This window comes from Pleurocapsa sp. PCC 7319, assembly GCF_000332195.1.
GTDB lineage: Bacteria > Cyanobacteriota > Cyanobacteriia > Cyanobacteriales > Xenococcaceae > Waterburya.
Window position 1 is genome coordinate 19,349 of record NZ_KB235918.1, and the last position, 13,160, is coordinate 32,508.

General features: G+C 38.1%; 14 protein-coding genes. 1 reads left to right on the forward strand and 13 read right to left on the reverse strand.

From position 1 onward, the window contains the following. Nucleotides 1–11 precede the first annotated feature (11 nt). The 12 genes from PLEUR7319_RS0101110 to PLEUR7319_RS0101165 all read right to left on the reverse strand — a co-directional run bounded on the left by PLEUR7319_RS0101110 (nucleotide 12) and on the right by PLEUR7319_RS0101165 (nucleotide 11,296). Nucleotides 12–1,400: a serine/threonine-protein kinase gene (locus PLEUR7319_RS0101110; RefSeq protein WP_019503358.1), complete on the reverse strand. Its 1,389-nt coding sequence runs from the start codon at nucleotides 1,398–1,400 to the stop codon at nucleotides 12–14. Then, entirely contained in the window at nucleotides 1,400–1,762 is a 363-nt protein-coding gene (locus PLEUR7319_RS0101115) for a protein kinase (protein ID WP_019503359.1), read from the reverse strand. Before PLEUR7319_RS0101115 ends, PLEUR7319_RS0101110 begins: the two co-directional genes overlap by 1 nt. 9 nt (nucleotides 1,763–1,771) lie before the next feature. Beyond that, a complete protein-coding gene (locus PLEUR7319_RS37645) occupies nucleotides 1,772–2,347 on the reverse strand; it encodes a GUN4 domain-containing protein (protein WP_019503360.1) in 576 nt (191 codons plus the stop codon). Between the two features lie 324 nt (nucleotides 2,348–2,671). Next, nucleotides 2,672–4,474, reverse strand: coding sequence for a tetratricopeptide repeat-containing serine protease family protein (locus tag PLEUR7319_RS0101125; protein WP_019503361.1), 1,803 nt, complete (start codon nucleotides 4,472–4,474; stop codon nucleotides 2,672–2,674). Nucleotides 4,475–4,532: 58 nt separating this feature from the next. Beyond that, a complete protein-coding gene (locus tag PLEUR7319_RS0101130) occupies nucleotides 4,533–5,111 on the reverse strand; it encodes a COP23 domain-containing protein (RefSeq protein ID WP_019503362.1) in 579 nt (192 codons plus the stop codon). Nucleotides 5,112–5,195: 84 nt separating this feature from the next. Next, the gene (locus PLEUR7319_RS33730; protein ID WP_019503363.1) at nucleotides 5,196–6,521 is read right to left on the reverse strand and encodes a protein kinase; all 1,326 of its coding nucleotides are present in this window, start codon (nucleotides 6,519–6,521) and stop codon (nucleotides 5,196–5,198) included. A 341-nt stretch (nucleotides 6,522–6,862) separates the two neighbouring features. Continuing rightward, a complete protein-coding gene (locus PLEUR7319_RS0101140; RefSeq protein ID WP_019503364.1) occupies nucleotides 6,863–7,078 on the reverse strand; it encodes a hypothetical protein in 216 nt (71 codons plus the stop codon). Nucleotides 7,079–7,404: 326 nt separating this feature from the next. Then, a complete protein-coding gene (locus PLEUR7319_RS41150; RefSeq protein WP_019503365.1) occupies nucleotides 7,405–7,563 on the reverse strand; it encodes a hypothetical protein in 159 nt (52 codons plus the stop codon). 69 nt (nucleotides 7,564–7,632) lie between these two features. Continuing rightward, the gene (locus tag PLEUR7319_RS33735; protein WP_019503366.1) at nucleotides 7,633–7,932 is read right to left on the reverse strand and encodes a hypothetical protein; all 300 of its coding nucleotides are present in this window, start codon (nucleotides 7,930–7,932) and stop codon (nucleotides 7,633–7,635) included. Between the two features lie 91 nt (nucleotides 7,933–8,023). Next, the gene (locus PLEUR7319_RS0101155; RefSeq protein WP_019503367.1) at nucleotides 8,024–9,646 is read right to left on the reverse strand and encodes an IS1634 family transposase; all 1,623 of its coding nucleotides are present in this window, start codon (nucleotides 9,644–9,646) and stop codon (nucleotides 8,024–8,026) included. Nucleotides 9,647–9,849: 203 nt separating this feature from the next. Beyond that, nucleotides 9,850–10,209: a hypothetical protein gene (locus PLEUR7319_RS0101160; RefSeq protein ID WP_019503368.1), complete on the reverse strand. Its 360-nt coding sequence runs from the start codon at nucleotides 10,207–10,209 to the stop codon at nucleotides 9,850–9,852. Between the two features lie 115 nt (nucleotides 10,210–10,324). After that, entirely contained in the window at nucleotides 10,325–11,296 is a 972-nt protein-coding gene (locus PLEUR7319_RS0101165) for a tyrosine-type recombinase/integrase (protein ID WP_019503369.1), read from the reverse strand. A gap of 241 nt (nucleotides 11,297–11,537) precedes the next feature. Between PLEUR7319_RS0101165 and PLEUR7319_RS39855 the strand changes: the two genes are divergently transcribed. Beyond that, nucleotides 11,538–12,373, forward strand: a protein-coding gene (locus tag PLEUR7319_RS39855) for an IS1 family transposase (protein WP_237743493.1) whose coding sequence is annotated in 2 segments (ribosomal slippage) — nucleotides 11,538–11,889 and nucleotides 11,889–12,373 — 837 coding nt in all. Because the reading frame shifts where the segments join, the coding sequence is not laid out codon by codon here. A 4-nt stretch (nucleotides 12,374–12,377) separates the two neighbouring features. Here PLEUR7319_RS39855 and PLEUR7319_RS0101180 read toward each other — a convergent pair. After that, nucleotides 12,378–13,010: a protelomerase family protein gene (locus tag PLEUR7319_RS0101180; RefSeq protein ID WP_019503372.1), complete on the reverse strand. Its 633-nt coding sequence runs from the start codon at nucleotides 13,008–13,010 to the stop codon at nucleotides 12,378–12,380. Between the last annotated feature and the right edge of the window lie 150 nt (nucleotides 13,011–13,160).

The following is a 13,160-nucleotide window of genomic DNA, read 5'->3' on the forward strand; positions in this document are numbered from 1 at the left end:
CACCTTCATAATTAACCACGAACATGTTTAAGAAATGCCGATATTTCTTGAACTAAGCAATTGGCTTCTGCTTCAGTTAACTGGTATCCATTACCGAATTCATATTCTTGTTTGCCAACAGAAATAGCACAACTACTTACTATTGTTTTTTCGATCCTTCCATTTGTAGTTTTAGTTTTATGTAGATCCAGATAAAGATAAACTGAATCAATATCTTGAGTGAATCCTGATACAGATTTATTTTTCGCACCAGTCCAACTCCAAGTTGTCCAATCCAATTGAAAACTTGTAGGATAAATAGCTAAAGAAGTTTTTTTTACAATTCCGTAATATGTGTTGAGAATCGCAACATATAAGGCAACAAGACCAATTGAAAATATTAGACCTAGACCTAAATTTCCTGAACCCAAAAATCCTAAAGCAATAAAACTTAATCCCAAACCTACAACTAAAAATTGCGCAAATCCAAAAACTAAATCATCTACAGTTCCAAGAATTGTAATATGTAATTTTTGATTCTCTTTTTTAATAACAATACTGCTATTAGGAAGTTTTTGAATAATGGGTTGTGAATTAACAACTGGTATTTTTGGGGATTTTCGTAATTGACTAAGCGCGTCTTCGGCAGACGGAAAGCGTCTTTCTAAAGAAGGTTCAATTAGTCGATCTAGCCAATCAGCAAAATCGTCAGATACATTAGCCTGAGAACGAAAATTTATTTTCATCCGTTTTTCTGGTAAATCTGTAGGAGATTTGCCAGTGATTAGAAAAATAAGACTACATCCCAGGCTATAAAGATCTGAAGCAGGCACAACATTACCCCGTAACTGCTCTAAAGACATATAACCGAGACTACCAACAAAAGTATTACTAACACTAACAGTATTGCGATAGACATCTTGTACTGCACCGAAATCTACTAGATAGACTTTGCCATCTTCTCGACGAATAATGTTTTGTGGCTTGATGTCGCGATGGATTACTGGTGGTATCAGTGAGTGTAAATAACCTAAAATTAACAATACCTGTGCAGCAATGTTTCTTGCCTCATTTTCTGTTGCCTGCCAACCTTGTTCAAAGGATTCAGCTACAGATTTACCCTCTACTAACTCTTGTACTAGATAGAATCTTTTGTCTTCATTTGTATCCAACTCAAAATAATCTAAGTAATCAGGAATATAGGGATGATTGAGATTAGCCAATACTTTAGCTTCTCTCTCAAATAGCTCTAGTATTTTCCAATCTTGTACCTGGCGTAAGGAAACAACTTTGATGGCAACTCGTTGGGAACTCTGTAAATCTACCGCAGCGTAAGTAGTCCCCATGCCACCTTGTCCCAGTGTAGTAACAATTTGGTAACGGTTGACAATGATTTCCGCCTGTTGATGTAAGGTTTCCATTATTTTATTTCTGCTTCACTAACATGCCATCCTTGTTTAACTAATTCAGCTAAAGATTGCCCTTGAACTAATTCTTGTCCTAAATAAAACCTTCTATCATCTTCGCTATCTAACTCAAAATAATCGAGATAATTAGGAATATGGGTATGATCTAGATTAGCTAAAACTTTGGCTTCCCTCTCAAACAACTCTAGGATTTTCCACTCGTTAGCTTGACGCAGAGATACAGCTTTAATTGCTACTAGTTGAGAGTTAGTTAAATCAATAGCAGCATAGGTAGTGCCCATACCACCCTGCCCGAGGACGGTAATAATTTGGTAGCGGTAGAAAATGACCTCTGTTTGTTGATGTAATGCTTTCATTTTCTACCTTTACTTACTACAAGTCCTGACCCTTTGTAAAAATTCAGACGTACTACCAGAGGTTATGCTACCAGGAACTTCTGCATCAACAATATCGGGTATAAACTTTAATGCAGGTAAGTGTCCTGCAACCGCAGTTTGAGGATCGAATGTTAATTCTGAATATTCTAAATATTCAGTTCGACCAGCATCTTCTTTTTTCCAGCCTACTTGAACTGCAAATTTATCTAATGCAGTATCTCCAGATGAAGGATTCCCCCCCATATTTTCCCATATTTGCCGCTGGGCATTAAAGCCAAACTTACCATTACTATATTGTGACCACAATTGGTCTATTGCGTTGAGATCCAAACAGGGAAAATTGGTAACGCTTTCATCCTCGAGATAACCTACTTCTTCTGCCCCACCAGCTTGAATCATCAAATCTCTGGTTTCTTGATGTGCTTCTTGCCAGTCTCCTTCAGCTAAAAGACTTTCTAAACGGCTATAGTCAATGCTTGCTGCATTAGATTGGGCAATGCTTTGTCCTCCAGTAAGTAAAACTGAAGCAGATAGAGCGATCGCAAATTTATGAGAAAAAATCATTTTTAAGATCTTATTAATTTAGATTGGTATTGATTGTTGTCTTAAATGAAGTCAAAGGATAAGTTAATTACACTGATCAAGACCAAGGCTGCTGGGGCTTGTCTGCCAGGTAATCTTAGGTATTTTGTCCGCTTTAGCTATGATAGGTAAGCAAGTTAGCATCACTGCACCGAGGTGTAAGGTAATTAATCTGTTTACAAAAGTCATTGTTTTTATTAAAGATATTTAATGAGATCGGTGTTAAATCCAATATTAATGAGCTTTGAAAGCCAAATGAATTGTTAGGTAGTATAAACTGAAGTTAGCTGGCTGCTGAATTGTTTGTTACTTAATATTTTCTAAGTCAGGCAAGTTATCTGGATCGGGAAGATTTTGCAACAACTTTTCATAGTCGGGGGAGTTCTTTAAATCATTCAAATTATTTTCCCGGTTGGGCAAGTTTTCAGAATTGGACAAGCTTTCTAATAAGTCAGACCAGGACTGCTCATCTACAAGTTCAGGTTTGATGGCTCTGACACGCTCCATATCAGTTTTTACTTGCTGTGAATTGCCCTTCATTAAATAAGCCATACTTCGACTCAAATAATACAAGGGGTTATTAGGCTCAATAGAAATCGCGCTATTATAAGCTTCAATAGCTTCAGAAAGACGATATGATTGACTTAGTAAAGAGCCGCGAGAATGATGAAGGAGATCGTTATTGGGATTGAGAGTGATCGCCCGATCATAAGCAGCTAGGGCTTCAGATTTTTCTCCCAACTCCTCTAATAACTGAGCTTGTTCTCGCCAGGCTGGCTCGAAATTAGGATCGAGTTCGGTTGTTTTCTTAAAACTAGCGATCGCTGCTTCATAGGTGGCGCGATCAAGTTCAAATTCGTCCTCATTTAATTCTCGATCTAGTTGTTCTTGATCTACAAAAGCAACTTCTTCTTTGGTTTTTAAAGAAATAGCCTTGCCATAGTGAGCTTGAGCTAAATCTGGTTGTAGTACGATTGCTTTGTCAAAAGCGACAATAGCTTCTTCATTACGAAATAAACGCCATAGCTTATTGCCATAATTGATCCAGTCAGTTGCTTTAGCATTAGCTGTTGGTGGTATCACCTCAAACAAACTTTCAGTAATAGCTGTTTCATCTGCTGCGGTAATTAATGGGGGTAGAGATGTCTCAATTTTCAGCCATTCGGGCTTGATGCCAGCTTGTTCTACCGAATCTAAGAAAATCTGAATTGGTACACCTAAACTTAATCCTAATTGAATTTCTCTCAAGCCAACTCTTTCGCCTTCTGCTGCTGCATGAATGCCAACTACTCTGCCCTGATTATCTAAAACTGCCCCACCACTCATTCCTCCCTGAGAAAAATTAGTATAACTAAGCTGATAACCTTTTGCTTGGGTGAAGGCACTAATATCTTTAAAAGCAGTAGTCGCTTTATCTTCTTCTGAGAGAAAATTAATTCGGTCAGTGAAATCTCTCCCAGCAGTTAACCTAGGTTGAGAGGAGTCTTGTTGCCTTTGCCAGCCAAAAAGAAATAGCCAAGGAACGAGATTTCTGGATTCTAGATGAATTGGATCGTATTTTCGCAGAATCTCTTCACTAGCTGCTTTGGAAGTTTCAGGATCGCTATTAGTAGCCCATAATTCTTCCATCATTGTTTCTCGTCTAGTTTTATAATCACCTAAAGTGGCAATTTGATAGTCTTGCTTGCTAGTAAACTGAGCGACGGCTAAATCCGAGCCAGCTATTTTTTTGACCTTGCTATAGTCTAGGGAGTATTGCTTACCATCTGAAGCTACTATTTTATATTCCTGTTCTTTGGCAACTACGTGTTCTGCTGTTAGCACATAGTAGGTTTCTCCTTGATGAGCAATAATTACCCCTGAACCGTTGCCGTTAGAAACATCTATGCGAACTGTAATTGGTTCAGCTATAACTTTTATTTTGGCAGCCATGCCCGATAATTCTGCTTGGGGAATAACTTGTTCTGAGCCTAAATCTGAGGCTAAATTGGAGTCTGAATTAGAATTTTGTTCGATAGATGTTTGAGCCTGACACCCGCTAAGATATAAGACTGATGCTGGTAGTAAACAAACACCAAATAAGATAAAAGACAGATAACGACGATTCATTGAGATAAACCTCCTGTATAGATAAGAGCGATCGCTTTAGTGATTATTAATGAATTCACTAAGGTTGACTAAGAAAATCTTCGACATCTACTTCCACATAGAGTTTGTTATCTTCTGAATAAGATATACCTCCAGAACTTTGTTCCAATGCAGAGCTTGCATAACCCAACAAAATGTCGCTCAATTGTTCTAGAGTTCTCTCGGCATTATCTTCGTGTTTTAAAGTAATCAGTAGTGTCTGACAGTCGCCACCTACTGCTGAAGAGGTACAGATTACTGGCTGCTCGTTCATTTCACCGTGAGTAATGTATTTAAAACTGCCACTGTCATAGGCTTGTTGAAATCGAGGTGATACTTCTTCACAACGGGCTTGAGGAGGATAGTTGTTCCCACTAAAATCTTGCCGTTTCCAGACAACTATCGGCTTTTTATTGGCTGGATTCCAGGCAACAGTTGAGTAAACGTATTGGTCACTATTTTTATCGTAGGTTTTACTGCAAATAAATTGAACAGTTTTTCTAGGTTTTTCTTGACTCGTAGCAGAAGATGATTTTACTTGTTTGTTTACACAACCAAAACTTACTGTGGTAATGGCGATCGCAGAAATAATGAGTCTTGCTAATTTTAACCCGATCATTAGTTGAATATAAGTCGTATTAATATTGCATAAATATTACACCTATATTTTGCTGAATACTAATTGTTGCCGCTCAATTTAGCATTACTTAATCTTTGCCCTAATCGTATATTTTCCTGATTCTCCAACAGCAGAAGTTCTAGCGATCGCCTTATATTGACCACTTCGGGGCAAATTCACCGTAATTCTGGAGTTCCAATCTTGAGGAGATATATCGTTGTTGATAGCTAATTTATTACCATCAGGTTGGCGTATAACTAAATAGGAATCGAATTGCTGACTATTCATTTCAATAGTTATTGTTTGTCCTCTTTCTCCTGAAAAAAAATATTCTTCGCAATATACTTGTTCCATAAAATTGTCGCACATATCATTTTCGTCTAATAGACTTTCTTTGGACTTGTTATCTAATTTTAGTTGTGACAATGACTGCTGTTCTAGATTAGATTTATTAAATAAAAGATATATAGTTGCCACAGCAAATAAACCAGAAATAAGTGCTGATGCTCTTAAGATAATATTTGAAGTTTTTGCTGGAGAAATCACGTTAGCTTCAGCTTTGGTGTTTAAGATATTGTTTAATACTTGAAGAGCTTCTGTAGCAGATTGATAACGCTGACAAGCATCTTGAGCAGACATTTTGAGCAGAAAATCTCTCAAGCGATTGGCTTTGCCCCCATTCGAGGATAAACCACTGCGCGGAGCGCTATCGCTAAGTTTTGAATTATCCTGGCTTAATATTTCCTGCCAATTACGATCATAATCTGGTGTAATTCCTGTTAAAGCTTGCAGAGCAATAATCCCAACTGCATAGAGATCACTGCTAAAAGTTGGTTGTCCACGTAATTGTTCTTCTGGTATGTATTGAGGAGTACCAATAATAGTTTGTTGTTGTGGAGTAGCAGTCACTTTTTTAACTGCTCCAAAATCAATCAAAATTAGTTGATTATCTTCTTCCCTAAGAATAATATTTTCAGGTTTAATATCTCGATGGATAACATTTTTACTATGAACAAACTGAAGTATTAATAGTAGTAGTTGCATAATTTCTGTTACTTTTGCTTCTGGTAATGGCTGTTCAGAAATTAGTTCTGTATTGAGAGTATGACCACTAATATATTCTTGAACCAGATAAAAACGCTCATTTTCGGCAAAATAAGCTAGTAAAGTTGGAATATTAGGATGCTTGCCTAAATTTTCTAAAATTTCAGCTTCACGATTAAATAATTCTTGTGCTTTAGCAAATACTTCTGGTGTAGAGAAATTTGTCTTTAATTGCTTGACTACACAAATAGGATTACCTGGACGTTTAGTATCTTGAGCTAAGAATGTTTTTCCGAAACCTCCTTCTCCCAAAACCTCGATCATTCGATACCTGCGATCTAAGATTTTCCCAAGAGGTAGTTCCATAGATCATTCTTATACTCAATATAATTCTTTAAAGTAGTTTAACACTAAAATTTTAGGGGTTTTATTGCACAAAAAAAATGGCAAACAGTCAAGAGGATAGCTTGTCGATTGATCTGTTACGCATTTAGTTTTCTTATACATTTCTGGTTTTTACTACCGATAATTCTTCACTATCGGGACTTCAATTTACGACAGAATAGGGGTTAGGGCGATTGTCTAAATTACACTCGATTTTTATTGAGAATAGGAAGTGCTATTGATAATACCTGATTATTATTGCGAAAAATTGCTCAAAAAAGATAACAATAATTTATAATTCAATTGATTCTGTATTGTGATGTTTATTTTTTTATTCTTTTCTGGCTTTTTCGATAAGCGGGATCGCCTTTTATATTCCAATCTTTTAATCTCTTAACTACACCTGGGTTAGCTTTACCATCTCTGCGATAATGATAAATTAATGAGCTGCTAATACTTAAAAGTTTACCTAGCTCACTATCACTTAATCCTTCATCTGACGGTATTTCATCACTAACTTCAGCATTATTGGTTTGCACCTCCTATAGTTTACTTTCTACTTCTGATAATCGCATATCTAATTGCTTAATCTGTCTTTTCAAATTGTCTGTTACCTTTTCATCCGCTACAGGCAAATTAGATTCTATGTGTGCGATGCCAATCTGAATTAATTCGAGAATGGTGGGGGTAAAGCGGCAGAGCCGCAGCTATAAGCTATAAGCTGTAAGCTGTAAGTCAATTAGAAGAGGCTTTAACCTCTCCTAATTGTAGACCACCAAACTTCGTTTGCTGGGGGCATTAAACCCGATAGCTATAAGCTGTTAGCCGTTTACCTAAGTAAACTTTAGAGCTTATAGCTTAAGGCTTAGAGCTTATAGCTTTTTAAGGTAATTTCGGGCTTTTTGCTGCGATGGTGAATCTTGGCGTTGAAATGATTAGTCGCTATTTCCTGAATTTGACTGTAGAGATGATTTGGGATGCGAATATCGACTCTGGTTACTGTATCGGTTTGTCGGCTATTCATATCGGATACTATCGGTGCTTATCGGATAAAGTCAATTTTACCATTACAGATGAACCTATTACCTCTTATCTAAAAATCAATATCAAGCCATTCTTTTGCTTCGGTAAAGCGGCTGAGGTGTTTGACATTAGTTGTGGCAATAACAACATATCTACCTGGGTATTTTTCTGCCAGCAGTTGGTATTGAGCGCAAATAATTACATCAGCATCGAGACGATTATCATCGGCAGTTGGTAGTCCTTTATTTCTAGCTTCTGCCCATAATTCGGCTGCTAAATCTAAAGTAGGTTCGTCAACAACTAAAAAATCAACTAAGGCTTTTAATTGGTTTAAATTATTGATTTCTTTGACATTATTTCTTCTAATCAACTCTCGCTTTACTTCGTAATTACAAATAGCTGAGGTGACTACTAAGGCACTTCTTGAGAGTAGGTAATAGAACGGACATTTCGCAGGTCAGTCAGCAGATTAAATAATATTTTTGGCAAGGGTTTCCAAAAAACCGTAAGATCTTCAGTCGGGTGTCAGTAAGATTAGAAACTTGTATTTGATGATTCAAATGAACAAGATGAACCGCCTGAAAACACTGAAATACCCATCTTAGTGTAGGAGTAGAGGTGGGTTTCTTGAGTTGGTTGGGAATAGTCTGCTCGGAATGAGCTAAGACTTGTCTTAATTGACGTTGACCGAGAGTATAAACTAGCAAACACAAACCCATAACCATTGCCAGGGCTGCCACTCGCCGAGGAGTATTCAAAAAGACACTCGAAGTAAAAAACAGAGGATCTTTCAAGAATCGGAAACCCCTTTCCGAACTTTGCTGACCTTTATATTCAGTTAAAATCTCATCATTAGTCAGAATCTTCTCATCGAGAACATTAGTAGCGAGAACAAACCTTCCTGCTTGTCTTCTGGCAATCTCAATTACCTCATCTACAGGAACAACTTGAGCCTCGATACGATAGGTAAAATGTTCAGGAGACTGATTTTTCCTAGGTCGTCCTGCCTTTGTGTAGTGAGCATCAGTCTCAATGTCGATTAATTCTAAGGAATGATATTTCCAGTTGCGGCTAAGTTTTTCCGCCGCTTTTTTGGCATCGGCAGCACAGGCAAAATCTTGTCTCATCAGTGACTTAAGTTCACTTGTCGCTATTTTAAGTTGTTTTGTTAGTCGCTTTTCGAGTTGCTTGAGATCGCTATTAAGACGCTTTTCACTTTCAATAATTAGCCAACGTTGATGAACTCCTCCATAATCGCAACAACATGATGCAATACGATAACCTGGAATTTTGCTCTCAACCAACACCTCGCCTTCGATTGATTCAGCTAAGATTTTGGCGGTTTTTATACTTCGAGGGACAAGGGTAATCCAGTTTAACTCTCCCAGTTGTTGAATATTTGCTGAACTGTAAAGCGCACTGTCAGCAACGTAGATACTATCCAGATTCCATTCCTGTTTAAATTGCTCGATCAATTGAGCAAAAACAGCACGGTCGGATTCGTTTCCATTTCCTATCCTCACAAACAGGGGGACATCTCCATCTCCTGTACAGATAACATCCATCATGAATTGTTTTAAATCTGGTCGATGATCTTTGGAGTAGCCGTAAGTTATCTTGACGGATTCGATTGATTCGGTTGATTCGGTTGATTCATCTGCGGTTTCTATTTCATAGCTTCCCTCCAAACTAAAGCTACTCGAATCTAGATGTAGACTCTTGGTCAAAAGGTTAAATCTTTGATGGGCTAACATCGCAATGCTAGTGAATAAGGTCGTTAATCCTTGATTCGACAAGCTATCCAAAGCTCTTCCAATTCGGTCATCATTCAGATGTTCTGGTTTAATCCCCTCTCCTAAAAGATGTTCCGTTGCTTTGCCAACGAAAAACTCACTAAATAAGTACAGCGGTGCACTGACAAACCCTAATCCATTGAGAATCATAGCTTTCACCACTTGTCCTGTGCTGATGATTTGTTGGGGATGTTGCTCTATTTGCTTATCTATTTCTTCAACTAATCCTATTTGGTCAACGATTCCTGCTACTATACCTAGGTGGTCTAAGTTTTTAACTTGGATATCCATTCAGAGGTTATTTTAACTCTTCATTTTAATACCCTATCTTTATTCCTCAACCTGCGAAATCCCCGATAGAACCAGTTTTGGCAATCAATTACTTTTTGAACTTTGCTATCACTAATTAGAGTATGAAGCACTCCTGAGTCTAAAATTACAATCACGCTTGGTTTGATAGATAAGTTGTTTATAACTAAGATGTTTGCTCGGCTTTAGCGGTTTCTTTTAAGAGACTCTTGGATATCTTGATATTCTCGTATTTCCTCTTCTGTAAGAGGTTTGCCGTTTTTGTGTGACTGCCATTGTTTGATTAATTTCATCAATGGCTGATTTTTTTTGAGTTGTGTTTCTTTATCCCAATGTTGATTAGTATGAAAGCTATGGGTATCTAGTTTAGATTCGAGCTTTTGGTTAATAAATTCAGCATCAGTAGCATCAATATTAATCGTTTGATTCAATCCATCTAAGCTCAATTGATAATTATTTTCTGCTGAATTATCATCTTCTAATAAAGCAACAAAACGAGATAAATCGATTAATTTACCACTAGGTAATTTAATTGTTGAACTCATCTAAAAATCTCCTAACTATTTGAAACTATCTAATATTTATTTTAAGCTTTTACAATCATCAATTTCTTGCCGTAGGGGATTAAGAGTAAGGGTCATTTTCTAAATCTACAGACTTCTAAAATAATGGTACTCCAAACCTCAATGCGGGGTTATTTTTCCAGCGATCACCTACGTGGGCATAGATAGCCGTAGTCCTGGGGTCGGCGTGACCTAATAAATCCTGTACCTGTCTTAAATCCGAACCAGTTCTTAGTGCCAGCGTACCTGCGGTATGGCGCAAACTATGAGCAGAAAGCGTTCTGCCAGGGGTATGTTTGAGGTCGGTGGCATTAAGATATTTATCGACAATCCTCTGTATGCTGCGACGGGTAAGTCTGTGACCGCGATTGTTACGAGCTACTGAGATCAACATGGGCGTATCGGGGGTTAATTCCTCTTTGCAGTGCAGTCTGGCTTCTAGATACAGTTCCAATAGTTTAACTAAGTCTACGGTCAGGGGGACTATCCGCAAAGAACGTTTTCCTTTAACCCTCAAGCCTACATTTTTACCCCGTCGAATGATGTCTTTGATATCGAGGCGGTGCATCTCGACAGTGCGACAACCTTCTAGCATCATTATGGCTACCAACAGGCGATCGCGTAAAGATGCGACAGACAAGTCTGTAGGAATGGCACTTAATAGATGGGGGACTTCTGGCTGTTCTAGATAGGTAATGCGTTCGGCGGGGTCGCGACATTCAGAAGGAGGCGATACGCCAATGGCGGGATTGATCGTAATTAATCCTCTTTCTACAGCAGCAGTATACAATCTCCTGACCACAATTAACTTAAAAGCGATGGTGGCTGGCTTGTACTGCTTTACTTCAATTAACCAACGACGGTACTTTTTAATATCATCGCGAGTCGCTTTGATAGGTGCAATGCCCTCACAATCGCACCATTGAAAATACTTTTTTGTTTGACAGGCATAATTTTTAATCGTGTCGTCACTAGCATCCCCTGATGCCACATCCACATTGAGAAAGTGAGCAAAGCTGTCGATTAAGTCAGTTTGAGCTAAATTAGGCGGATTAGAAGTAGCCAGCATTATTATACGACGCAGTAAAAATAACGGAATAATATCGATCACAAGCGTTTTAGATCGTATAATAGTAATTATACGACTCATTATGCGATTATTTGCTTACTGCTTACTATAGATAGTGATAGATTAATTATTCAACAATTAAAATTCAGGCGATCGCTTTTAAATCTATCAGTTCGCTAAAAAGCGGTAGTGCATCAAGAATCTGTGGGATAATTTAAAAGGAAAAAAATCAGCCAAAAATATGACTACTGAATGTCTTCTGTGCGGTCACAAAAAAGCCCATAAACACGGAAAAACCGCTAAAGGAATTCAGCGATATAGATGTCCAAAGTGCATTCAAACATTTCCCGAAAACATAGGTACTTTGTATTATAATCGACATCTTAGTCCACAAGAAGTTCATCTAATTCTCCAGTCCCACGCAGAAGGAAGTAGCCTCAGAGGAGTCAGTCGAATTAGCGGTAGAGCTTATAACACAGTAGTCTCACTAATTAGAGATGCTTCAGTCAAAGCGCAGATGATTCACAATGGGAAAATAAAGCAAGTTAATACTTCCGAAATTATTAGCGATGAGATGTGGTCGTTTATTTTTAAAAACAAAAAAACTGCACCACAGAAGATTTAATGATGGGAGACTGCTGGATTGGAATTAGTTTGGCCTCAGACAGTGGACTGATTATTGCTGCTCGCGTAGGAAAACATACTGATAGTTTTCTCGAAGAGTTATTGGTCAATACAGAAGGAAAAACCGATTGTAAAAGCTGGAATACAGATGGTTGGGGCGGTTACGAACGAATTCTAGGAGAAGAATACGAGCATTACATCGGGAAAGAGCGAACTCAACGTCTCGAACGAACGAATGGAATTGTGAGGCAGCAAACAGGTAAATGGCATCGACGACAAAATAAGTTTGGAAAGATTTGGCAACAGACAGAAATAACAGCCAGATTAATAGTTAGCTATTTTAATTGGATTTGGTCAAACATTAGATGTGGTACTACCGCAGCACAAAGGGCTGGATTAACTTCTCGGCAATGGAGTTGGAATGATCTGGTTAGCTATCCCACAGTTTTTTGATGCACTACCGAGTGTCCAAAAGGGAGCGTAAGCGAGAAATAGCATTAAGAACTAAAGGAGCAGGAACTAAAGTAGGAATTTCAAACTGTAAAGGTATGGATTCATTGCGTCGTTTAGCAGCCCCAACAAAGAGGACTGAAAACTGAGAAACAAGTTCAAAGGAAGCAGTTTGAAGAACTTCGCCAATCCTGCGACCAGTGGCGACAGCCAACCCAGCAGCAAGATCAGACCATTGAGCGCTAGAGAATAAGTCCAAAGCAGTTTGGGCGATGGCATGAGGATGATCCAAGAATTGAGTAGAACGATGGGCACGTTGAGCAGCTTTTTGATTAATTTCGATCCATTGATCAGAAGAGAAAGCAACAACATCGAGGGTAGGATGATGGGGGTCAAAAACCTTAATCGCATTTCTGACATCGGTAAGACGATTCTTTTGTTGAGAGAGAGAAGTAAGACCACGCTCAATAAACTTATCTTTGATTAGAGCATCAAACAGTTTAGCTTTTGACTGATCGCGCTCGCTATTAGTAAGAGGAATTATCTGAGGGAGAAATTCTTCTAAGAGCTGTTTGAGCCATTGAGTACGAGCGCAGTCAAGAGCTTTTTGAAATTGAAGTGAAGAGGTATCAACTCTCATAAAAATCTTGAAGAGGAAAGATATCAATATCAATATCTTTAATATAATGGTATGGGTTATCAAAAGTCAATAAAATGATATAGATATTGAGATATTATTGTTGGCTGTTACCAAAATAGTAAAAAACAACGGCAGTACCAGAGGAGAGGA